Here is a 24,885-nt window from a genome sequence, read left to right as displayed (position 1 = left end):
GTTATGAGAAGAAGTATGAAATGGGCTGTCGCGGGCTTGGTCTTTCAGCCGTTCGTTTTCAATGCGGCAATAGGTCAAGAGGTTCAGCCGGATTCGTCGGGCAAGCAAGTCAAGCTCGCGTTGGTGGAAGCGAATCGCGAGGACGAGCCTCGCGCGACGCCGTTGACTCGCGACGCGATGAAGCAATATCTCGAGGATCTCAAAAGCAGGAAGCCCCGAATTCCGCTTCCTCCGGTGACGGAAGACGAAGTCAAAAAGGGGGCATCCGATTCGCGAGCGCTTGGGTACGAGTCGCGTATTCGTTCTCTTTACATTGGCGAAAATTCGGTAGGAAGTTATTTGGCGTTTGGCGGGCCTCCAGCCTCCGCGAAGAGCGCTTCTACGACGAGCATCCGTCGTGCTCTCGGAACTCCCGACCCATTGATTTCGCTCGATTATGGGTTCAAGGTTAGGCTCTTTTGGTTGGCGGCGAGAGCAAACAATTGCCAGTATTGCTTGGGCCACCAAGAGTCGAAGCTGTTAGTGGCTGGAATGAGTGAGGACGAGATCGCGGCGCTCGATAGCGATTGGGAGTACTTTCCCGAACAGGAGAGAGTTGCGTTCGCCTTGGCAAGGACATTGACAGGCGAACCGCACTTGGTCGATGACGCCCTGGTCGACGCTTGCAAAAAGTTCTACACCGACCGGCAGATGGTTGAGATGCTAGGATCGATTGCGGGTTACAACGCAATCAATCGATGGAAGGAAGGGGCTGGTGTTCCCCAGTCTCATAACGGAGGTAACTTCGGCTCTCAGAGCAACGCAAACAATCTGGATGTGCAAACCTATCTGACTCCAACGTCGGACAAGTTTCGAAGTCGGATTTCCAAGGTAGTGGCGATCGATCAGCCCAAGCGAGGGAATTTGGCTCCCACGATTTTGAGGCGGCCCCCCTTGGAAACTGGGGAAGCATTGAAGCAGAAGTTGGACTGGGTCTCCAAGCGTACGTCGCGGCTAGCATTGGTCGATGAAGCGGCGGCACGGGAGGCATTCGGAGAGTTGGTCCCCGAAGGCAAGGTTCCAACTTGGATGCGATTGGTTGCACATTTCCCTGTGTCCGGCAAGCGATTCGTGGAGTCGATGGCGAGTCTCAAGAGGCTCGACGAGCTGTCTCCCGCGTTGCAAAGTCAGATTGACTGGGTTGTTGCCAGACAGGATCGGGCTTGGTACGCGGCGAAGCGAGCTTTGGACGACATGCGCGAGTGCGGGGTTCAGGACGAGGTCATTGTTGCCCTCGATCTGGAACCATTGCCAACTTCTGTCATTTCGGAGAAGGACAAGGCCCTCCTGGTCGTCGCGAAAAACCTAGCCGGTTCGCCGATCGTTTTGACAGATGCCCAGGTGAGCAAGGCAGTCGAGTTGGCCGGACCGCGCGCTGTGACGCAGGTGATCCATTACTCGGCGAATCGAGCCGCCTTCAATCGTCTCACGGAAGGGGCGCTTCTCCCGGATTGATCGCGTGGCAGCTCGCCGCACAGAAAACTCTGGCGGAGAAATATGGCGGAGGGCTCTGACTGGGAATCATGTTAAATTTATCCGGATCCTTGCGTACGTTGGCGAGGATCCGATACATTTAAAGGTACACACACTCGTCAGGTTCGCCGGACTAGACGCGATTTGCCGTCCTCTCATTTAAAACGCCACCAGAGTCCATGCTCTTTCGAGGAAACGTACGCGCACATAGGCTTCGAGGAAGTTCGAAGCCGAGTTCCCATCGGCGACCATCGTTCGATAGGCTCGAGGAACGTCGATTGCTCGCCGGCATCGACGTTTTGGTGTTTCATGATTCCAACCAATCTCGATTTTTGGATGGGGTTGGAGAGTCCGGACAGTCAGGTCGAGTCCTTTATTTGGATTTGAACCAAAACGGTGTGCATGATCCTCGCGAGCAAGTCGCGATTTCGAATGAAGACGGGATTGCTTCGTTTAGAGGCCTTTCACCTGGGCAATATGCGGTCGCCTTACTGGGTGAGGGGAATGGTTCGCATCAGACGTCGCCGGTCCTCCCGTCTCCCTCTGGGACTTGGCAAACTCTTCCTGCGTCGGGGGATTGGCCCTCCGATGCGTTCGTCACCCCTGTTTGGGGCCATGACCAAGGTGGAGTTGGTTACTTTGGACGGGAGCTGGTCGCATGGACCTCGTCCTCGGAATCCCCACTGGATCGCATAAAGCTTGACGGCGAAATCACGGAGATTTGGGCCGAAGAGAGCGAAACCGACTCGACCGAAGTCCGTTCGAGTGGGGTCTTAAGGGTCGAGGCAGAATCAGGCAATACACAAACAGGACGATGGTATCGATTCGCATGGGGAAGTTCTCGCGGGTTTGAAGTCGAACCGTTGAGTCCTATGCCGGGAACGGACGCCTTCGAGATCGAGCGGTCGGTGCGGTTTGGGGATCGATGGATAGGGTTTTCGTCTGCTTCGAAGTCTTTGGCCGACATCCGACTCGATGGCTTGCAATGGACAGCGCATCCCATGCCTTTGTCGGTTTCGGGGTCGGTGTTGGAATTGAAGCCAGCTGGCAGTGATGGATTTGTTGCCCTGGAGCAGGTGGGAGAGGCGCAAAGGCTTTCGATGTATCGGGTCGTCGAGGGCAGCGTTGCGTTGGTTTCGGAGAGAACCTTTGCACAGCCCATCGAGGATTGGACCGTTTCATCGGATGGTCGCACGTTGTTCGCACAAGTATCGGGATCGCTGTTGGTGTTGGACTCCATTTCGGGCATGCCGACATTGAATGCATTGTCGAACTCTCAGTTTCCAGTGTTAGAGGATGCGAATCGAAGCATTCTGTACACATCCGTCGCGGGTTCCAGCGACGTTTGGAATATCTGGAATAGCCAGAATTGGGAATTGGAGGCTCAGTTTGACATGCCGTCAGAAGTGCCGCCGTTATCCCTTTCGATGACTCCCTCGGGTAGATCGTTGGTCTCGATTTCGAAAGAGGGGAGATATGATCGGGATATCCTCCAGAGCGCTTCGGCAACGGTGAATGTTCTCGAGGAGGAGCTTGTTTCTATTGCGATGGGTGTGCGGGATGTGCATACCGGTGTCGAGTGGGTACTCGATGGCGAATGGGAGTGGAGTGTATCGGAAGATGAGTCGCTGGCGATCGACTTGGCACAATTTGCATCTCAATTGCGTTCCTTAGATGGAACGCGGCATTCCGTGTCGGACGGCGATGTCTACTGGGTGATCACGAGGGGACCCGAGAAGGGGGAAATGGTTTGGAGCACCACGACAGGTGGGGAGTATAAACCGGACGAGGACTCGGTAGGGTCGGATCGCTTTTGGTTGGCAGCCTATGATGGTCAGAGGTTATCGGAGGAGGTGATGGTCCGCATCGAAATTGATGCGATCAATGATCCTCCAAGCGATTTGCTGTTGCTCGAGGAGAGTATTTCATCGGAAATCCGGCCAGGAGAATCCGTCGGCTCCGTACGCGTCGTGGATCCAGACCTTGGGGACGTATACGATTTTCTGGTAAGCGATCCTCGATTCGCGATACTTGGCACCACCTTGTACTTCATCCAAGGAAGTTTGGATATCGAGTCCGAGGCCTTTATTCCTCTTATGGTGACTGCAATCGCTCGCAGTTCCTCCGCCGATCGGTTGTCGAAATGGCTTACTCTTCGCATATCCGATCAAAATGATGCACCCTCAAGCATCCTCTTTCGGGGCAATTTCTCAGTCCCTGAGAGGACACCTGGCGCGACCCTGGGAGATTTGTCTGTTCTTCATGCCGAGTCAGGCAAGCAATACGAGTGGAGCGTGAGCGACGCTCGATTCGAAGTCGAATCAGGCAAGCTCAGGCTCAAATCCCAAGTTGAGTTGGATTTCGAGTTGGAGCCAACCGTCGGGATGACTGTTGTCGCAAAGGATCGTTTGTCCGGATGGTTGACCTCCAAAGCACTGATCTTTCAAGTGATGGACTTGGACGACCCTGCCGTCACCTTGTCGGCGGCTTCCGAGTATCACGTCGAGGAGAACAAGTCCGGTGACCTTCTCGGTTATGTTTATGTGCGGGACGCCGACAGGAACGAAGATTATTCCATTTCGGTAAGCGATGATCGTTTTGAAGTGGTTCGCAACGCATTTCGATTGAGGGCGCGTCACGCATTGCAATGGGTTGAGCCTGGGTACGTCGATGTGGTGCTTTCGGCAACATCCTCGCTGACGGGCGCTCAGATATCCAAAGGGGTGCGGGTGGTCATCGATCGCGATCAAACTCCTTACCACAACGACAGCAACCCAGGGGATGTGGACGGAGATGGTAGCGTTTCTCCACTGGACCCATTGATCATCGTGAATTACATCAATTCACATGGACCGGGAACGATCAGGCCTGAAGGAGAAGGCCCGACCCCGCACATGGATGTCGACGGCGATGGGGTCGTCTCACCCCTGGATATCCTTGTGCTTATCAACATGATCAATTCTGGGGAAGCTACAACATCGCCATCGAGCGATCCGAACGATGATTCGAATGCAGATGAGGATGTCGACGTTACTTCTCCGGCTGAGCCACCTGTAAGTGAAGTGCCCGTCTATGATGAAGACCAGCAGTCGTTGGTTGGCGAAGGGGAGGGAAGCAGTCGATTTATCGGGTCTTCCGTTCCATTGGACTGGATGCTCGTGGACGAAGAGATTCGGGGCAGGAAGCGGGGTAGCTAAAAAATCCCATGCCTTGGATCGAGTGGTACAACTCCCTGGATAAGCCGAGCTGGACACCTGCACCTGCGACGATCGGACTAATTTGGCAGATTCTCTATCCGGTTATCGTTGTTAGTTTTGGCTTTGTGTTCGTTCAGGCCTTGCGCCGCAAGATTGAATGGAAGACCGCTCTTCCTTTCGCCTTGAACCTGGTTGCGAATTTGATTTTTACCCCCATTCAATTCGGGTGGCGAAATCTACCGCTTGCTTCGGCGGATATCCTTCTGGTCTGGCTGACGATTCCCTGGATGATGGCGGCCATTTGGAGTCGGTACCGTTGGATTGCTATTGCCCAAATCCCGTACTTTGTATGGGTTTCGATCGCTACCGTTTTGCAACTTGCGATTACCTACCTGAACTGGGGACGCTAATCGTTCCGGCGGTTGTCCAGCAAAGCGGGACGGCACGAACCGGGCGTGTCGCTCGTGCCCGTCCCTAACCCCATTCTCGCGGGCCGTCATAGGGCCTTACTGGGAAGACTCGCGTATTCGGGTGCAAAGGGCTATACGCGAGCGGGCATCGGATCGAGCGAGGAAAAAACGCTGGGGGCACACCGCTCATCCCTTGTCTACGTCTTCGGTCCGTAGACCAACCAATCATAAACCGACAATACAGACTTCACCGGCACGAAACCGGCACGTCGCTTCGGTATTTTCTATCGTTTGGTTCGTTAGGGCTGTTGAGCAAGCACGTTGGAGAGGGGAGAGCGGATGTTAGCTTTTCCACTTTCCTCCTGAACGTTTGACGCAACAGAGTCTTCGGCGGACTCTTTGATCAGTCTCTCTTCCATAGGCTTTCGCCGCTTGGGTGGTTGTACAAGCGCGAATCTCAAGCGTTCGTCGTATTTCTTTTTGTCGATCCGTTCTGGGTCTAAGTGGCTCCAGCTTTCACGATGCAGTCGACTTTCGAGCCGACGGAGGACCTGTTGGTCGGAATCGAGCCAATCCACTCGGTACAGTCCTGTCGCAGCTTGGTAGACCGGGCGTCGACTCAACGATTCGCGATCCTCCACAAGGCACCATGCACGAACGTGAAATCGGCCCGTTGCCGGATGTCGATTGTAAAAGATGACTTGGTCGTAAACGTGACGCCCGAGCGGGTCGTAGAAGTGATTGAGCTCAATTAAATCGACATGCTCGCTCAAGCAGCCTTGGTCTGCATCACGCGCCGAAACAAATCCGAACAAGATAAGAAAAAGACTAGATAACATGACCGCATTCTCTCCTCGATAGTCCTTCTGCGAACAAAGGCTCGCTGACGAACGAGTGCGATCACTAAACCGCGATTAGAAACGCGGAGAGAAGGCAATAGACATGTGTGCAGATCGCTATTGCTTGCTCAGGGGCTGGAGAGAAAATCCCGCGTTACATCATCGAACGATCAAGCAATGGATCACCTCGCTAGCGAACGAGCAAACAACCTACAACGACACTTTAAGCATCCTGCATGCAATGCCTGCACCGAAGCATAATCAGAAGCACAATCAGTGCCCCCGGTAAGCTTCGAGCGTGAAAGGAAGCCATAACAAATGATCGGAATCGGAGGCAAGACATGTTTACATCAATTGCATCGCAGAAGGCAATTCGCTGAAAAAGGAGAGGCAGACAAAACTGTTGCGCGATACTGGCCAATCAAGGGCGTTCGCCCTGCCAATAGTCGGCAATGGCCTCGGAAATCCGTATACCGTTGTTCACCATGGTAAGGTCCAGGAAGTCGTCGAGATGGACCGAATCGGGATACTCGGAGGTGATGACCCGCTCTAAGAAGGCAAGGGAGTCGTCATGAATGCGAGCGCCAAAGGGAATCCGTTCGATATCGGCGTCGCTCGCGTAAGCCCTCAGGCGAAGGCAAGCGGGACCTCCTCCATTGGCCATGCTTTCCTTCAAGGGTACGAACTCGATCGCGCCGAGTCGCGATTCCTGATGCTGGACACGCCTCAACACTTGAACGGCTGCAGGTGAGTTCAAGCATTCTATTGGGCAAACCATACACCAGCTTCCGTCCGATCGCGTTACGATCTGGGAATTGAACAAGTAGGTAGAGACGGCTTCAGAAAGAGAGAGCTCCTCTTCGGTGACTACAAAAATGCCTAATTTGCCACCGCATTGATTGCGAAAGGTTTCCGATATGCGATCCAGTTGATTGCATTGATCCACATACGCACTCTCGTGTACGAACAAGAAGTCTTCATGACTCGTGGCAATGACATCGTTATGAAAGACACCAGCATCGATCGCTTTGGGATGTTGCTGTACGAACAAGGATCGCGAATCACGGATCCTCAGTGACCTTGCCACGAGTTGTGAGGCGAGAGAAGTCTGGCGTGATGGATAAATATGTGGATGCACCGATTCTTTTGCTGGTGTAGCCGTTTGCGTCGTATTTGAATTTCTCTCGCCAAAGGCAAATACATATATCCCTTGATGATTCGTGGGATTCCAAAACCGCATTCCATTTGCTGCTCCTTCGTCACGGAGGGGAACCAAGCTTGGTAGCGCTTCGATCACCTCGATTGTACTTACGTGTTGGAAAAGGCGTCTCAATTGAGCATGTCGTTCTAGGTTCTCCTGTCCGCGGTGCAAGCTAGCTGCAAGGTTCGCGATCACGATTCTTCCCAAGCCGTCTATCGTATCGACGCTGGAACTGCAGGTGGCCGCATTGGCCATCCACATGAAGGAGGAACTCAACGACGAACTGAATAGCGATGGGAACTGGCTGGCGCAGTGCCTCCAATCGCTTGGGTCGTTGGTGCGAAATCCCATGGCCTCCATCCAGCGACAATTTGGTCGAACGGGTGGTGGCAGATAGAATTGTGGAATCCCAAGCTCGTGTAGCTTTCGCATCTTGGAAAGACCTTCAAGAGCGGCAGCCTTTGGATGGGCAATCTTGTTGCGATTGGTTTCGCTCGCAACATTGCCGACCCCCAAACCTCCGAAATGATGCGTTGGTCCAATCAATCCATCGATATTGAATTCTCTCATTTGACATCTCGGAACGAGCTGAACACCGAATCAAGCCCATGAGGTAGAGGATTGGGTTGCTGCAAAACACGCGCTTGCACCGATGCTATTGGGTCGCTGCAGTAGTCGATTGCAAAATATCCACTGGAACGGTGGTTACCACTGGAACCGAGTCCACCGAAGGGAAGCTTGCCAGTGGCACCCGTTGTCGGACTATTCCAATTGAGAATTCCCGCGCGAACTTCGTTGACGAATTGATCAAAATGTTCGCGTGAATCGCTTATCAGCCCTGCGGACAATCCGTAGCGCGTTCGATTGGCCGATGCAATGGCATCGTCCAAATCCTCTACATACTCAATGGTTGCCAAAGGCCCAAAAACCTCGTCATCCTCCATTTCTTCCCCGGAACGCTCCCACAATCCCGGTCGGATCAGATTGGGGTGAGACAGGAAGGTTTGACAACGAATGAGAGGGATGGCGCCTCTTGCCGCGAATCGCTCTTCGCCGCTGAGGACGGACTGTACTGCATCCTCGCCCACTAATGGCCCCATAAAAGGCCCTGGAGTTTCGAAGGGGAGTCCGACGCGTATTCGTGGGATAGATTCGACAAAGCGACGTATCAACTCGCGGTTGAGTGCGCTCTCGAGAACGATCACGCGCCGAGCGCAGGTACATCGCTGTCCACTCGTGATGAAACAGGAGGCGATGAGTACATGCAATGCTGCGTCGAGATCCGACACGCGGTCGATGATCAATGGATTATTACCACCCATTTCGAGAGCAAGCAAACATTCCGGTCGCCCCGCAAGCATGCGGTGCAACTCCGCTCCAACACGATAGGAGCCCGTGAAGCAAACACCGTCTACGCTCGTCGAGTTCACGATTTGTCGAGCAACCTCCGCTCCGCCATGGAGGGTATGGAGTACTCCTGTGGGTAATCCTGCTTCTTCCCATACCCTTTGGATCCAATCCCCTACTGCTGGAGCCTTTTCGCTCGGCTTGAAGAGGACACCATTCCCCATTAACAGTGCAGGTACGATGTGCGCACCCGGCAAGTGTAGGGGAAGATTAAAAGGACCCAGCACAGCGATCAATCCGATAGGTCGAAAACGTATCACGCTTTCTGACGTGACTTGCTCATCGGACCACATCGAACGTCGGTTTCGCAGTGCATCGAGGGTGTGCTCCACTTTGCTCGCTGCGGCCACTACTTCCGAATGAGCCTCCCAATAGGGTTTCCCCATCTCCATCGAAATCGTGGTAGCTATGGCGCCTGCATGGTGGCGTAGCCGCTCGGCAAACCGTTTGCATACCCCTTCGCGGGTTTCCAAAGTGACGCGTTTCCACGAATCCTTCGCGATGAGGCTGCGATCGATCGACGATGCGACTTGCTGAGGCGAGGCAAAAGACCCTCTCCAAGTGACCGAACCATCTACGGGGCTGATCCGTTCTTGGTATGACATCGTTTGGCGAGCCTTCCTGCGGATGAAATAACCGCGATGCGAAAAAGTCTCAACGAGGAGAAGTAAGTAGCGATACGAATGCTTCCGACTTGCTGGATACCAATAGGCCTATGAGATTACTGGTCTCTGCTTCGATCACGGGCAATCCATGTAGATCGGTTCCTAAACCGATGGACGAGTCCACACGCCACCGATTGCCGTCGATAGACAAGCGTGACGCATCGATATATACCGATCCCTGTACGCGATCCTGAATGACGATGACGTTTTGCGTTTTTGCCGAATTGACTTCAGACTGCACGCGAGACATTGGCCACAACGGAATTTCCTTAGGAAGAGGATTCTTGAGCGGCAGACGAATCACATCGAATCGGTCCGAACTATCGTCCATGCCGCCCAAAGTAGAAACGGGCTCTCGGAAATCAACGTCCATTCGAAGAGATTGTCCTGCCACTTCGATCGAGGGAGTGCCTGCCAAAGCGGAGTTCGGTGCAAAGGCTTGTTCGCGGAAACAGAGTAGCGATTGGTCGTCAATTGGCAAACACCAACCCACCTGTTGTTGCTGAGTGCGAAACCCGAAGCTCCGTTCCTGCCACCGCAATGCGATGCGCTGTGGTGGAGGAACGCGTCCGAGCTGCTCGCTCCTGCCAACACCAAATCCAATCGATGGGGTCCATTTTAGCCAATCGGATTCGGGGCGTTCGTGCAAGAGAAAACGATGTCCCGTGTTGACAACATCACCTGAGTCTTCCGGGGTAGCCATTTCGATTCCACCCGTGATGAGCTGAGGAATGGTTTCGGCATCGATCTCCAGTCCGGTCAGCCCAACATCCACACGCCATCCGCTACGATTCCAAAACTTCGACTCCGTTCGAACGAGATCGCGATACTCAGGTGCGATCCAACATCTCGTTTGAACGCTTCGTGCATCGCTAGATAGTCCGAGATCGATAACTTTTCCGATTTGGTAGCCTCGGAACTGAATAGGCGCACCGGGAGCAAGCCCGCGCCGGGTGGCGCTGTCCAAAGTCAGCTCAAGCGATCCCGTGGGGGGGATGTTGGCGGGAGGGTTCTCCAGGCCGGTGAAGCGAAGCTTGATCGGTGCATCCGGGCTGCCTGGCTCCATGGCCAAGAACTTTGCTCCAAGGATTGTCTCCAGTCCGGCGATGGTCCCCGGTGTAATCTGTGGGCGGACGATCCAAAATCGACTCCCTTCTCTGGCTACATTCTTCGCGTGCTCAGCGACTCGGACTTTGACGATCACTTTGGAAAGCTCCCGGTCGAGCTCCACTTTCTCCACGACGCCAATCTCAATTCCCTTGTGTTTCAAGCGATCTTCGGGCTTGATACCATGTCCATCGTTGAACTCGATATCAATTTCTACGCCACGTTCCATCCATGCAGCCCAAAAAAAACCGATAGATAGCAGGGCGCATCCAACCGGCAGAATCCAAATCCAATGTTGGGAAGCTCTCCACGATGCGATTTCGAGAGGAGTCGGAATGGAAACGATATCGACATCAAGATTCGATGGGGTGGTGGATTCCGAAGAAGATGGGGCGTTCATGGTATCTCGTCCCAAAGAGCACGGGGATCTAAAACAAGTGCCGCCAAGAGGCTCATCGCAACACATAACGTAAACGCAAAGATTGCGGGACCAAACTGAAACGCTACCAAACCCTGCAGCTTGATCCACATAACGAGAATCGCAAGTAACAAGACATCGAGCATGCTCCATTTCCCGGCATGCTCCATCCAGCGGTAAGCAATAGATCTTTGGTTGGAGTTCAAAAATTGTACCCAAGTCAGCTCAAGAAGAATGAGCAGCTTGGTCAACGGAAATAGAATCGAAAAAAGAAAAATGATGACCCCAATTCGCCATTCGCCAACTTGAAACAAATCTCGGATGCCTCCCAGCAAACTGCTTTGATGATGATGTCCCAACTTCTCAATCTCAACGATGGGAAGAAGGATCGCCGGTGGGAAGAGGACAAGAGAGCTGATTGTGAGCGCCGCGACGCGCGACCGCATGGCGGCTGGTGACGCCGTTTGGTTCAATGGGGTATGGCAGCGTCTGCAGGACGCGACCGGGATACGAACTCCGCTGCGAACTCCGACACTGCGAATTCCGCCATCGGATGACGCTTCCGGCATTCGATGGACTAGCCCGCAACAGTGACACGATTTGAGTTTCATGCCCCTATTCTACCGTTCGAAAAGCTTCTCTCCCTCGGAAAGTTTCTCTTGCTTTCCATTTGTTTCTGTACCCTTCGGTATAACGGACAATGGGTCGATATGCAGCCATGCCGGTGCAGCGCTCACAAGCGTCGCTGCGAATTGTGCTCCCTGGGCAAGCCAGAGGATCGCGCCCGTTCCAAGTACCGTTCGGACCAACACGGAGTCAAAAGATGCTTGCGACCCGTTCATCGAGTTCTCGACTCGGCGCCTTGACTCGGCGAAATCGAAACGACTTGCATCGACGTCATCGCCCATGCGATGCGTTTCTACTTCGAAATGAAGGTGCCCGTGGCTGAAGAATCGAACCGCATCTCGGCTAAAGGAAATTGGATTACTCAGTCCACCAGGGCTACTGTCACTTCGTTCGCTGGTCATCGAGATCTGCCCATTCAGGGTGGTCGGATTCACCACAATTGGCGCCGCCGAAGGCTGGGCTTTATCCGACTCTCTCTCTTTCTGAATGGATGGGTTTTCCTGCTGAACGTCGCGAGGAGTAGGACTGGTCGCAGTACTCGCTGTAGTCGTTGACTCACTCTGTGACTTGGTCGATGTCGTTGAACTCGGTGTGGAATCGTTTTGTACGCTATCAGGTCGATTGACTTGAATCGTGACAATCACCACATCCGACACCAAATCCCCATCGGTAACCTGATAGGCAAACTGAACGGTGCCAACGAATCCGCGCTCAGGTCTATATATCAAGCTGCCATCCGCTGCAATCGAAAGTAGGGCACCCCTCGACGGCGCCTGCACCAGGATCGCGGTTATGGAGTCTCCATCGGGATCCCAATCATTGAGTAACAATCCAGCAGAGGGCACAATCAAGTCATCGAGGTAGCTTGTTGAGTACACATCTCCACGACCAATTGGCCGTTCATCGACATTTTGGACTTGTATGGTAAATAAACTGGAAGCAATCGAACCATCCATGCTTGTCGCGATGACAATGACATCCCAACTCGATTGAAACTCGTAGTTGAGCGACTGTATGGTCCTGATAACCCCAGTCGAAGCATCGATAGAGAATCGCCCCCCTGCATTGTTCCCCAATGAATAAACCACATTGCTAGTCGTAGCGTCGCTATCAATCGCTAAGGCAGTAATACCAACGATCGACCCTGCCTGCAAATTCTCAGCAATAATATTTGTGCCACTGTTGCTGTCTATTGGCGCGGTGACATTAAATTCATCGACATCACCAATCAGAATGGTACGCGTTGCCGTGACACTGCTGGAATCGCTACTCGTGGCTCGAATGGTGATGCTGTAGCTCGCCGCGGTTTCACGATCAATCGCCCCTGCTACCGTGATGACACCGGTATGAGTGTCAATGGAGAAAAGCCCCCCTACATTGTTATCCAGTGAGTAGGTAACTAGGTCCGTTCCATCCGGATCCGTTGCGACGGCCTGGATTCCGACGGTCGTACCCACTGCACTATTCTCTAAGACAAAATCGACGGACGCGTCTTGATCTTGGATACTCGAGACCGCAAACTCATTCTCGTCCTTAAGTTGAATGGTGTAGTTCTGCAACGAATACGAGCCATCGGACGAAGTCGCCCGCACCACGATGCCATGGCTCGATGCGGCCTCGAAGTTCAGCAACGATCCATCTGCAACCGTGACAACACCTGTGACTGAATCAATGTTGAATCGCCCTGCAGCACTGTCATCAAGTGAGTAGGTGACCGAGTTCGTGGTGGCGTCGGCATCAATCGACGAGACGGTGATTCCTACAAGCGTCCCGCTCGTTGAATTCTCCTCCACCTCGTTCATCGCCGAATCAGCATCTGTTGGCACCGAAACGTCGAACTCATCGAGGTCGTTGATGTCGATATTGAACGTTTGGGCTGCGATGGAGCCATCGCTCGAAGTGGCTTGTACGGTGATGGATCGGCTCGCACCATGCACTTCCCTATTGATGGCGGCCGCAGTAGTGACGACACCCGTGGTGGCATCGATTTGAAATAGGCCGTCAGGATTGCTGGTAAGGCTATAGGTGACGGTATTCGTCGTCGAGTCAAGGTCGAACGCATTCGCCGTGATCCCAACGGTAGTGCCGATGGTCACATTCTCATTAACTTCATTCGTTGCAGTGTCGGTGTCCGTTGGAGTCGAGACATCGAACTCATCGAGATCGTTGATACCGATGTTGAAAGTTTGCGTGGCGATGGAACCATCGCTTGAAGTGGCTTGCACGGTGATGGATCGGCTCGCACCATGCGCTTCTCGGTTGATGGTTGCCGCGGTGGTAACAATACCGTTGGTGGCATCGATCTGAAATAAGCCGTCAGGATTGCTGGTAAGGCTATAGATGATGGTGTTGGTAGTCGAGTCCAAGTCGAACGTATTCGCGGTGATTCCAACGGTGGTACCGACAGAAACGTTTTCGTTGACTTCATTCACCGTTGCATTCGTATCCGTTGGCACCGAAACGTCGAACTCATCGAGGTCGTTGATGCCGATATTGAACGTTTGGGCTGCGATGGAGCCATCGCTCGAAGTGGCTTGTACGGTGATGGATCGGCTCGCACCATGCACTTCCCTATTGATGGCGGCCGCAGTAGTGACGACACCCGTGGTGGCATCGATTTGAAATAGGCCGTCAGGATTGCTGGTAAGGCTATAGGTGACGGTATTCGTCGTCGAGTCAAGGTCGAACGCATTCGCCGTGATCCCAACAGTGGTGCCGATGGTCACATTCTCATTAACTTCATTCGTTGCAGTGTCGGTGTCCGTTGGAGTCGAGACATCGAACTCATCGAGATCGTTGATGCCGATATTGAATGTTTGGGCTGCGATGGAGCCGTCGCTGGAGGTCGCTTGCACAGTGATGGATCGACTTGCGCCATGCACTTCCCGGTTGATGGCTGCTGCAGTGGTGACGACCCCGGTGCTGGCATCGATCTGGAAGAGACCATCCGGGTTGCTGGTAAGGCTATAGGTGACGGTATTCGTCGTCGAATCAAGGTCGAACGCGTTCGCCGTGATCCCAACAGTGGTTCCAACGACCGCGTTTTCATTCACTTCATTCGTTGCAGTGTCGGTGTCCGTTGGAGTCGAGACATCGCACTCATCAAGGTCGTTGATGCCGATATTGAATGTTTGGGCTGCGATGGAGCCGTCGCTGGAGGTCGCTTGCACAGTGATGGATCGACTTGCGCCATGCACTTCCCGGTTGATGGCTGCTGCAGTGGTGACGACCCCGGTGCTGGCATCGATCTGGAAGAGACCATCCGGGTTGTTGGTAAGGCTATAGATGATGGTATTGGTGGTCGAGTCTAGATCGAATGCATTGGCTGTGATGCCAACGGCGGAACCAACAGCCACGTTCTCATTGACTTCATTCGCCCCCACATTCGTATCGGTGGGAGTCGAAGCGTCGAACTCATCGAGATCGTTGATACCGATATTGAACGTTTGCGTGGCGATGGAACCGTCGCCGGAGGTCGCTTGCACGGTGATGGATCGACTTGCGCCATGAGCTTCTCTATTGATGGCTGCTGCGGTGGTGACAGATCCAGTGCTAGCATCGATCTGAAATAAGCCGTCCGGGTTGCTGGTAAGGCTATAGGTGACGGTATTCGTCGTCGAATCAAGGTCGAACGCGTTCGCCGTGATCCCAACAGTGGTTCCAACGACCGCGTTTTCATTCACTTCATTCGTTGCAGTGTCGGTGTCCGTTGGAGTCGAGACATCGAACTCATCAAGGTCGTTGATGCCGATATTGAACGTTTGCGTGGCGATGGAGCCGTCGCTGGATGTTGCTTGTACGGTGATGGAGCGGCTTGCGCCATGCGATTCGCGGTTAATGGCTGTGGCTGTGGTCACGACCCCAGTGGCCGCATCGATCTGGAAGAGACCGTCCGGGTTGCTGGTGAGGCTGTAGCTGATGGTGTTGGTAGTCGAGTCCAAGTCGAATGCATTCGCGGTGATGCCAACGGTAGTTCCGATGGTCACATTTTCGTTGATTTCATTCGCTGCTGCATTGGTATCGGTGGGAGTCGAAACGTCGAACTCATCGAGATCGTTGATACCGATATTCAACGTTTGCGTGGCGATGGAACCGTCGCTGGAGGTCGCTTGCACGGTGATGGATCGACTTGCGCCATGAGCTTCTCTATTGATGGCTGCTGCGGTGGTGACAAATCCAGTGCTAGCATCGATCTGAAATAAGCCGTCCGGGTTGCTGGTAAGGCTATAGGTGACGGTATTCGTCGTCGAGTCAAGGTCGAACGCATTCGCCGTGATCCCAACGGTAGTGCCGATGGTCACATTCTCATTAACTTCATTCGTTGCAGTGTCGGTGTCCGTTGGAGTCGAGACATCAAACTCGTCGAGATCATTGATTCCGATATTGAACGTTTGCGATGCAATAGAGCCGTCGCTGGATGTTGCTTGTACGGTGATGGAGCGGCTTGCGCCATGCACTTCCCGGTTGATGGCTGCTGCAGTGGTGACGACCCCGGTGTTGGCATCGATCTGAAAGAGACCATCCGGATTGCTGGTAAGGCTGTAGGTGATGGTATTGGTGGTCGAATCAAAGTCGAATGCATTCGCCGTGATGCCAACGGTGCTGCCGACTGCCACGTTTTCGTTGACTTCATTTACGGCCGCATTGGAATCGGTGGGAGTCGAAACGTCGAACTCATCAAGGTCGTTGATGCCGATATTGAACGTTTGCGTGGCGATGGAGCCGTCGCTGGATGTTGCTTGTACGGTGATGGAGCGGCTTGCGCCATGCACTTCTCGGTTGATGGCCGCTGCAGTGGTGACGACCCCGGTGGTGGCATTGATCTGGAAGAGGCCGTCTGGGTTGCTGGTAAGGCTATAGGTGGCGGTATTCGTCGTCGAGTCAAGGTCGAACGCATTCGCCGTGATCCCAACGGTAGTGCCGATGGTCACATTCTCATTAACTTCATTCGTTGCAGTGTCGGTGTCCGTTGGAGTCGAGACATCAAACTCGTCGAGATCATTGATTCCGATATTGAACGTTTGCGATGCAATAGAGCCATCGCTGGAAGTGGCTTGTACTGTGATCGATCGGCTCGCGCCATGCACTTCCCGGTTGATGGCTGCTGCAGTGGTGACGACCCCGGTGTTGGCATCGATCTGAAAGAGACCATCCGGATTGCTGGTAAGGCTGTAGGTGATGGTATTGGTGGTCGAATCAAAGTCGAATGCATTCGCCGTGATGCCAACGGTGCTGCCGACTGCCACGTTTTCGTTGACTTCATTTACGGCCGCATTGGAATCGGTGGGAGTCGAAACGTCGAACTCATCAAGGTCGTTGATGCCGATATTGAACGTTTGCGTGGCGATGGAGCCGTCGCTGGATGTTGCTTGTACGGTGATGGAGCGGCTTGCGCCATGCGATTCTCGGTTGATGGCTGTGGCTGTGGTCACGACCCCAGTGGCCGCATCGATCTGGAAGAGACCGTCCGGGTTGCTGGTGAGGCTGTAGCTGATGGTGTTGGTAGTCGAGTCCAAGTCGAATGCATTCGCGGTGATGCCAACGGTAGTTCCGATGGTCACATTTTCGTTGATTTCATTCGCTGCTGCATTGGTATCGGTGGGAGTCGAAACGTCGAACTCATCGAGATCACCGATAGTGATGCTTCTCACCAGAATCGTAGTGCTGGTATCACTGCTGGTCGCACGAATGGTTATGTTGTAACTCGCTGTCGTTTCTCGATCGATGACACCTGCGACGGTGATCACACCCGTAACGGAATCGATTGCAAAGAGACCGTTCGCACTGTTTTCAAGTGTATAAGTGACTGTATCGGTCCCATCAGAGTCCGTAGCTAGAGCGGTGATACCAACAATGGTTCCGTTAGTCGAATTCTCTAGTACATAGTCAGTAGCATTGTCCGCATCATGAATCGCAGATATTGTCGATTCGTTAACATCCGTAAGTTGAATCGAATAATTCTGAATGGAAAAGGATCCATCGGCAGAGGTTGCCCTTACGATGACGCCATGACTTGTGTTCGCTTCATAGTTGAGTAGAGAGCCATCGGCGACCATGACTACGCCAGTGAAGGCATCAATAGTGAAGCGTCCATTAGCGTCATTATCAAGCGTGTAAGTGACTGTATACGTCGTGGCATCGGCATCGGAAGCTGAGGCCGTGATGCCTACGATGGTTCCGTTAGCGGCGTTCTCCGAAACGGAATTGGCGGATGAATTCGAGTCGCTGATCGCCGTAATGTCGAACTCGTCCAGGTCCTGGATATCAATGTTGAAAGTTTGCGTGGCGATGGACCCGTCGCTTGAAGTCGCCTGAACAGTAATCGAGCGGCTCGCACCATGGACTTCCCGGTTGATGGCCGCTGCAGTGGTGACAACCCCGGTGTTGGCATCGATCTGAAAGAGACCATCCGGATTGCTGGTAAGGCTGTAGGTGATGGTGTTGGTAGTCGAGTCCAAGTCGAATGCATTCGCCGTGATGCCAACGGTAGTTCCGATGGTCACATTTTCGCTGATTTCATTCGTTGCCGCATTGGAATCTGTTGGAGTCGAAACGTCGAACTCATCGAGATCGTTGATTCCAATGTTGAACGATTGCGTGGCGACGGAACCGTCGTTCGACGTGGCTTGCACAGTGATGGATCGACTTGCGCCATGAACTTCTCTGTTGATGGCGACCGCAGTAGTGACGACACCCGTGGTGGCATCGATCTGAAATAAGCCGTCAGGGTTGCTGGTAAGGCTATAGGTGACGGTATTCGTCGTCGAGTCAAGGTCGAACGCATTCGCCGTGATCCCAACGGTAGTGCCGATGGTCACATTCTCATTAACTTCATTCGTTGCAGTGTCGGTGTCCGTTGGAGTCGAGACATCAAACTCGTCGAGATCATTGATTCCGATATTGAACGTTTGCGATGCAATAGAGCCATCGCTGGAAGTGGCTTGTACTGTGATCGATCGGCTCGCGCCATGCACTTCCCGGTTGATGGCCGCTGCAGTGGTGACAACCCCGGTGTTGGCATCGATCTGAAAGAGACCATCCGGATTGCTGGTAAGGCTGTAGGTGACGGTATTCGTCGTCGAATCAAGGTCGAACGCGTTCGCCGTGATCCCAACAGTGGTTCCAACGACCGCGTTTTCATTCACTTCATTCGTTGCAGTGTCGGTGTCCGTTGGAGTCGAGACATCGAACTCATCAAGGTCGTTGATGCCGATATTGAACGTTTGCGTGGCGATGGAACCATCGCTCGACGTGGCTTGCACGGTGATCGATCGGCTCGCACCATGCGATTCGCGGTTGATGGCTGTGGCAGTGGTCACGACCCCAGTGGCCGCATCGATCTGGAAGAGGCCGTCGGGGTTGCTGGTAAGACTGTAGCTGATGGTATTCGTGGTCGAATCGAGATCGAATGCATTCGCCGTGATGCCAACCGTGGTTCCGATGGTCACATTTTCGTTGATTTCGTTCGCTGTCGCATTGGAATCGGTGGGAGTCGAAGCGTCGAACTCATCGAGATCGTTGATAACGATGTTGAATGTTTGCGTGGCGATGGAACCATCGCTGGAGGTAGCTTGCACGGTGATCGATCGGCTCGCACCATGCGCTTCTCGGTTGATGGTTGCCGCGGTGGTAACAACCCCGGTGGTGGCATCGATCTGGAAGAGGCCGTCGGGGTTGCTGGTAAGACTGTAGCTGATGGTATTCGTGGTCGAATCGAGATCGAACGCATTCGCCGTGATGCCAACCGTGGTTCCGATGGTCACATTTTCGTTGATTTCATTCGCTGCTGCATTGGAATCGGTGGGAGTCGAAGCGTCGAACTCATCGAGATCGTTGATAACGATGTTGAATGTTTGCGTGGCGATGGACCCGTCGCTGGATGTTGCTTGCACGGTGATCGATCGACTTGCGCCATGCACTTCCCGGTTGATGGCTGCTGCAGTGGTGACGACCCCGGTGCTGGCATCGATCTGAAAGAGACCATCCGGGTTGCTGGTAAGACTGTAGCTGATGGTATTCGTGGTCGAATCGAGATCGAATGCATTCGCGGTGATGCCAACGGTAGTTCCGATGATCACATTCTCATCGACTCCATTCGCTGCAGTGTTTGTGTCGGTGGGAGTTGAAACGTCGAACTCGTCGACATCGGTGATGACAACAGATAGGGCTTGATTGTCAGTGTTCATTCCGTCGGACACTTGAACAATCACATTGTAGGTGTTGTCTGAGTTTTGATCTAATGGGCCTTCGAAGTTAGGGGCTGAGACGAACGAGAGGGCCCCAGTACTTGAATGGATCGTAAACTGAGAAGCGTCGGTACCTCCGATGATGCTGTAGGTTAGTGATTGGGCTGGGGCATCACCATCAACAGCGGTCACGGTTGTAACCGACGAAGAGTTCTCCGCGACATATACGGTTGCGGTGGATTGAGAACCATCGGACGTGATCGTTGGGTCATTGTCATTAACGGCATTCACTGCAATAGTGAATACTTGATCGTTTGTTGAGCTATCCGAAGAGGTCGCACGGATCGTGATATTATGGCTCTGCGCCACTTCATAATCAATGAGTGATCCATTCGCGACGGAAACAACTCCGGTAGCCGCGTCGATGGCAAAGCGGCCACCAGCAGAATCAAGGAGTGAATAGGTGACCGTGTTATTCGTGGCATCGGAATCCGACGCTGATGCCGTGATGCCTACCAACGTTCCATTGGCTGCATTCTCCGCTACCGAGTTTGCAATTGCGTTCGTATCGCTTACCGCCGAAATGTCGAACTCGTCCAAGTCGTTGATGGAGATCTGGAATGACTTATCGAATGACGCTCCAGAGGCGTCCGTTACTCGAACGGTGATCGAGTGGAATGCGACCGACTCCCTGTTCAGAAGGGAGCCGTCAGCAACCGTGATTTGGCCCGTACTGTTGTGGATTGCAAACCGACCTCCCGCACTTTCTGTCAATGCATACGAAAGTGCTTCACCGTGGCTGCTACTATCAAGATCGATTCCTGTTACGCTTCCGACAACGGTAGCATTGGTAGCGTTTTCATTTACTGATAAGGCTCCGCTCGTGATGTCATACGGAGCGTCGTTCGCGCCTTGGATGGTCACGGTGATCTGCGTTGTGCTGGCGAGTCCAGCCGAGTCATGAACGGTGTAGGTGAACACATCTTGAAGAGTGTTGGCTGTGGATCTCAGAGCTTGAACGGTTGTGTTGTTATTGTCAACCGTATACGTGTACGCTCCGTTTGCGGCAATGGTGATCGAACCGAACGTACCGGTGACAGTGGAACCCACGTTCGTGGCTGCAGATGCGACGACACCTGCTGCGACTCCTTGGACGACCTTGGTGTCGCCCAAGTCGACGTCGGTATCGTTCGAGAGCACATTTCCTGTTGGATTGGTACCAGCCGTGTTATTGGAGATTCCACCTGCCTCGATGGCAGTTGCCGAATCGGTAACTGCCACAGGAGCATCATTCACTGCGGTTACATTGATGGCTGCCGATTCTGTAGCGGTACTGAATGCGCTGGTTCCACCATTGGTTGCGGTGGATACGTAGGTGCCTTGGGTTCCGGTAGTTCTGTCCCAGGCTCGAAACGAGAAGTCAGCGGTCGTGGCATTCTCACCATTGGGTATAAATCGAACAAGATCAGTACTGCGCAGCAAGAGCGCACTCGTGTTGGAGACCGCCCCTATATTGCTCCAGGTCGTTCCTCCATTGATTGAGAACTGCCAAGTACCATTACCGCTGTTCAGGGTTGTGATTGCGATTCCCTCTACGGCACCGGAATCGATGTCCGTGATTCGATCGCCTCCGGCCGATGTCACGATGGATGCAACAGATTGCCCGCTATTGGTCGATTGATCCTCGGTGATGGAGTTCAATGTCATACTGCCCGAATTGTCGAGAACAGGTGCATCGTTTAGGCTGGATACATTAACGGTAACGGTGTCGCTCGCAGAACTGAATGCAGTAGTACCTCCGTTTGTTGTTGTATTGACGAGGGACCCAACTGTGCCGGATGTCTGGTCCCAAGCTCGATAGGATAAGAGCATCTGCCCGCCGTTGTCACCGCTTGGAGTGAATCGAACCAAGTCTGTTGAACGCAGCAAAAGTGCAGAGGTCTCGTTAACCGAGGTTGTCAGCCAAGTAGTACCGCCGTTGATACTATAGGACAGAACTCCGCCCGAACCTGACACTCCGGTGAAAGCGATTCCTTGCACGGCTCCGCTATCGACATCCGTCATAGTGGAACCAAGAAGTGTTGCAACATTCACCGTCATCCCGGCGCTGTCTTCCGTGAAAGACACCCCTGGGGAATACGGGGAGAGAACGGGCGCATCGTTAACTGCGGTGATGGACAGTCCGGCGGTATCAGTCGCGGTGGAGAAGGGAGTAGTCCCTCCAACGGCGAGTGCGTTGACACTGTAGTCAATCTTGATGTCGTCGATAAAAAAATTGTCACCACTCGCCGCTTGGGTCACTAAGAATCGAATCGCCGTATTGCTGTTTGCGTACGAGGAAATATTGAACGATTGATAGACCCCGACATTTCCACTGTAGAAGCTTGAGTCTACGCTGTACGTTTGAAGAGTCGTCCAAGTCGAACCGTTATACACCTGCAGGGCGACTTGACCACCTGCCGATGCATTCATCTGTTCATAGGTGAAGCTAAGTGTCGCAGAGGTTGCTCCGCTCAAGTTTACCGAGCGCGATATTCCTCTATTCGCCGTTGACATATTGACCGATAGGTAGGGGCCGGCAACGACACTTCCAGCGGTCGCAACGGTGACACTTCCCGCAGCAGTTCCGTCAGCTTCGCCTATCTCTTGCCAGGACGCTGACCATGAGTTGGTGCCGTTGTTGCCCCCGTAAGATTGGGTATCGAAGTCATCCCGAACGGTCAGGTTTTGTGACGCGTATAAGCTGACTGTTGCACCATTGGTGCCTGAAGTTCGGTCCCAAGCTCTGAAGGTAATCGCGTCCGAAATCGTACCGTTGTAATTGGCGTTCGGTTGGAAATAGAGACGTGTATTGCTATCCGAAGCCAGAAGACGTGCATTGCTGTCCGATACGGCACCCAGCGCGCTCCAGGTCGTTCCTCCATTGGTGGTGTACCACCAGGTGCCTTGACTGGTGTTGGCACCTGTGACAGCAATTCCGAGCAATCCTCCCGAGTCAGGATCGGTGACGTTATCGAGTTGCCCCGATGGAGAACTCAAATCGATCATCGAAGAGATAAACGTACCCACTGCTCCACTGGGCGAGCCAGAATCTTCGCTTTGAGTTATCAACGTAGGACTCTTGGAAGAATCCAAGGTGGGGGCATCGTTGACGCTATTCCATAGGAAAATGTAGGGTTGGTGGGCAATACTGTTTGTGCCAGCGTTCGTTTCGACTTCCGTCACAGATCCCCAATTTCCTCCGTCCCACTCGATAAAGCTCACATCGGACGTGCTATCGAGTACACCGAGCATGATATGGTTACTGGCTGGGTCCGAATACAACGCTACAGAAGCTGGAGTAAGGGACGAACCCAGCGAGGGAGTGTATTGCTCGGCCGACCAACCTCCCCCTTGCGTCCAGGTGCGAACGCTGAGAGATGTACTATTCTCCGCGTAGACAGCGAGCAGATCCCCTGACGTGGATTCAAAAGCCACGGAGGCCATCATGCCTGAGGCGGAAACCAACGTGTCGGAGGCAAGTGTCTCGTTTCCCCATGACGATCCATTCCAAACCGAGAACCATGCCTCATTCGAACTCGTCGATGCGCTCAATGCAATTCGATCGGAGTTTGGGTCGGAAGCAAGAGATACGTAAACGGGATCACCAGACGTTCCAGGGCTCGTCAATGTGCTTTGGGAACTCCAACTCGTTCCGTTCCAAGTCCTAAAATTCAGATCGCTGCCACCTGAAATCGCATCGTACACGACAATGGCCTCGCCACTGAGTGACTCGTAAGCGACATAGGCGTCTGTCTGATTACCTCCTCCATTCTCGAGGATAATACTATTTCCCCAGCCGCTTCCGTTCCATACAAAGGCATACGAGTCACTTGATGAATTGGAGGCGACCAAGACCATCTCGTCGGAGTTTGGATTGGAGACCAGGTGAAGATTTCGAGCTTCTCCAGACAACGGGCTGGTTAGCGTCTGAACGGATGACCAGGTCGATCCATCCCACACAGAGTAGGAAATTCCACTCGTACTTGTGGTTCCGTTGTTCCAAACCATGACTGCTTGATCGCTGCCCGTTTCATACTGGACATCGAATCCGTGTGCGACGCCAGAACTGCTAGTCCCCATGGAGAATCCGAAGCTCGTCCAAGTCGTCCCGTTCCACATTTGGCCTGATATGACACCAGCGCTGTTCATCCCTACGATGATGCGCTCATCGCGCAGCCTGGAATCCGCTCCATCGATAATGCGATACTCTCCGGAACTGGCTCCATTCATCTCGGAACTAAAACTCGTTCCGTCGTAGGATTCCAATTCCGTATTTCCAGTTCCTCCTTCTGCCCAAACCGCTACACCTGTCGATGCTGCGTCGAGTAGTCCACCCCAAAGATTAGTAAATCCGGAGCTGAATGCGATTGCGGTTTCGATACTTCCGGTTCGGTACTCGAGTTCCCAGTTTCCTGCGTTATCACTGGTGCCGGTTTTGTCGATGGAGGCAATCACATCGGCGGTGGTGAAGGTCGCTAGAGCATCGAGCAGTTGCACTCCTTCGTTCGAAGCGGCGACATCGCAGCCATAAATGACAATATCCCCATCAGGCCCCAAGGCCATGCCCCACGATCGCAATCGATCCGAATAGTTCGCAATGTTCTCAGAGTCGATCCACGAGCTTCCGAGTTGAAACATTCCATCCGAACCGTGAGAGACGATATGAATCGCATCCAAGTCGTCGTACTCCGCTAAGAGCGCTTCGATTTGATTCAATCCGCTTTCAACAGAACTCAAAACATGGATCGTATAATCCGCGCTAGCATCGTCACGCTGCAAATCATTCAATAGAAGATCCAGGTCGTACAACCCGTCTTGAACAAACACAATCTCCTGGCGACTGGAATTCGGAGCCGCGTTATCCGTGGTTTGCGATACCGCATCGGCTTCCTCGTTTGATTCGCTATCAACTTGCGCTTCACGCGAATGAAGAATCGGTTCGGACGGTTGGTTTGGATCTGCCTCCAGATCGGTGGCATCCGCGTTAGCCTGTTCCTTTAAGAAGACCGAGTTGGTGATCTCTTCGATCTCCGCGAGAAGCTGCTCGTAACTCTGCGCGTCGAGGTATTCGCTGCCACCACTGACTTCCCCCTCTCCCTCCTGAGGGACGGGAAGAGGGGTCGCACTGTAAAGTATTCGATCTTCCAAACGTATGGCATCAACGGCGTCCGGTGCGAGTGGAGGCGTTAGTCGAAAGAAACTTTCAATCCACTTATCGATATGAGCCATAACACTACGTACGGTCGATCCAGAATTGGAATTCCGCTCTCCGAA

The 24,885-nt window shown here is 53.2% G+C and carries 9 protein-coding genes; 3 read left to right on the top strand and 6 right to left on the bottom strand.

The window, feature by feature from the left end; translation table 11 throughout:
- Positions 1-3: 3 nt before the first annotated feature.
- The 3 genes from SH467x_RS04055 (at position 4) to SH467x_RS04045 (ending at position 5,119) form a co-directional block, all read left to right on the top strand.
- Positions 4-1,494: a carboxymuconolactone decarboxylase family protein gene (locus tag SH467x_RS04055; protein ID WP_482370013.1), complete on the top strand. Its 1,491-nt coding sequence runs from the start codon at positions 4-6 to the stop codon at positions 1,492-1,494.
- A 296-nt stretch (positions 1,495-1,790) separates the two neighbouring features.
- The gene (locus SH467x_RS04050; protein ID WP_482370012.1) at positions 1,791-4,709 is read left to right on the top strand and encodes a dockerin type I domain-containing protein; all 2,919 of its coding nucleotides are present in this window, start codon (positions 1,791-1,793) and stop codon (positions 4,707-4,709) included.
- Between the two features lie 8 nt (positions 4,710-4,717).
- On the top strand, positions 4,718-5,119 hold the full coding sequence (locus tag SH467x_RS04045) for a TspO/MBR family protein (RefSeq protein ID WP_482370011.1): 402 nt from the start codon (positions 4,718-4,720) through the stop codon (positions 5,117-5,119).
- Between the two features lie 299 nt (positions 5,120-5,418).
- On the opposite strand, the gene SH467x_RS04040 is transcribed toward SH467x_RS04045, so the two are convergent.
- The 6 genes from SH467x_RS04040 to SH467x_RS04015 form a co-directional block, all read right to left on the bottom strand.
- Positions 5,419-5,958, bottom strand: a complete 540-nt coding sequence (locus tag SH467x_RS04040) for a hypothetical protein (protein WP_482370010.1) — start codon at positions 5,956-5,958, stop codon at positions 5,419-5,421.
- Between the two features lie 421 nt (positions 5,959-6,379).
- Positions 6,380-7,729 (bottom strand): N-succinylarginine dihydrolase, encoded by a 1,350-nt coding sequence (locus SH467x_RS04035; RefSeq protein ID WP_482370009.1) that lies wholly within the window; start codon positions 7,727-7,729, stop codon positions 6,380-6,382.
- The gene (locus tag SH467x_RS04030; RefSeq protein ID WP_482370008.1) at positions 7,726-9,171 is read right to left on the bottom strand and encodes a succinylglutamate-semialdehyde dehydrogenase; all 1,446 of its coding nucleotides are present in this window, start codon (positions 9,169-9,171) and stop codon (positions 7,726-7,728) included. The genes SH467x_RS04035 and SH467x_RS04030 overlap by 4 nt, the downstream gene beginning before the upstream one ends.
- A 49-nt stretch (positions 9,172-9,220) precedes the next feature.
- Positions 9,221-10,738, bottom strand: coding sequence for an MlaD family protein (locus SH467x_RS04025; protein WP_482370007.1), 1,518 nt, complete (start codon positions 10,736-10,738; stop codon positions 9,221-9,223).
- The gene (locus SH467x_RS04020; RefSeq protein WP_482370006.1) at positions 10,735-11,367 is read right to left on the bottom strand and encodes a paraquat-inducible protein A; all 633 of its coding nucleotides are present in this window, start codon (positions 11,365-11,367) and stop codon (positions 10,735-10,737) included. Before SH467x_RS04020 ends, SH467x_RS04025 begins: the two co-directional genes overlap by 4 nt.
- A 9-nt stretch (positions 11,368-11,376) precedes the next feature.
- Positions 11,377-24,840 carry a cadherin domain-containing protein gene (locus tag SH467x_RS04015; RefSeq protein WP_482370005.1) on the bottom strand — a complete coding sequence of 4,488 codons (13,464 nt, stop codon included), beginning with the start codon at positions 24,838-24,840 and terminating at the stop codon, positions 11,377-11,379.
- Positions 24,841-24,885: the final 45 nt, after the last annotated feature.

Source organism: Brakhagea slesvicensis (assembly GCF_052161625.1).
In the GTDB taxonomy this organism is placed as follows: domain Bacteria; phylum Planctomycetota; class Planctomycetia; order Pirellulales; family Pirellulaceae; genus JBKCUI01.
This window is presented reverse-complemented; position numbering and strand designations above follow the sequence as displayed.

What these genes read in the sequence shown, in the direction of transcription:
- SH467x_RS04055 (WP_482370013.1), top strand. Translation starts at nt 4, where the DNA reads ATGAGAAGAAGTATGAAATGGGCTGTCGCGGGCTTGGTCTTTCAGCCG.
- SH467x_RS04045 (WP_482370011.1), top strand. Translation starts at nt 4,718, where the DNA reads ATGCCTTGGATCGAGTGGTACAACTCCCTGGATAAGCCGAGCTGGACA.
- SH467x_RS04040 (WP_482370010.1), bottom strand. Translation starts at nt 5,958, where the DNA reads ATGTTATCTAGTCTTTTTCTTATCTTGTTCGGATTTGTTTCGGCGCGT.
- SH467x_RS04035 (WP_482370009.1), bottom strand. Translation starts at nt 7,729, where the DNA reads ATGAGAGAATTCAATATCGATGGATTGATTGGACCAACGCATCATTTC.
- SH467x_RS04030 (WP_482370008.1), bottom strand. Translation starts at nt 9,171, where the DNA reads ATGTCATACCAAGAACGGATCAGCCCCGTAGATGGTTCGGTCACTTGG.
- SH467x_RS04025 (WP_482370007.1), bottom strand. Translation starts at nt 10,738, where the DNA reads ATGAACGCCCCATCTTCTTCGGAATCCACCACCCCATCGAATCTTGAT.
- SH467x_RS04020 (WP_482370006.1), bottom strand. Translation starts at nt 11,367, where the DNA reads ATGAAACTCAAATCGTGTCACTGTTGCGGGCTAGTCCATCGAATGCCG.
- SH467x_RS04015 (WP_482370005.1), bottom strand. Translation starts at nt 24,840, where the DNA reads ATGGCTCATATCGATAAGTGGATTGAAAGTTTCTTTCGACTAACGCCT.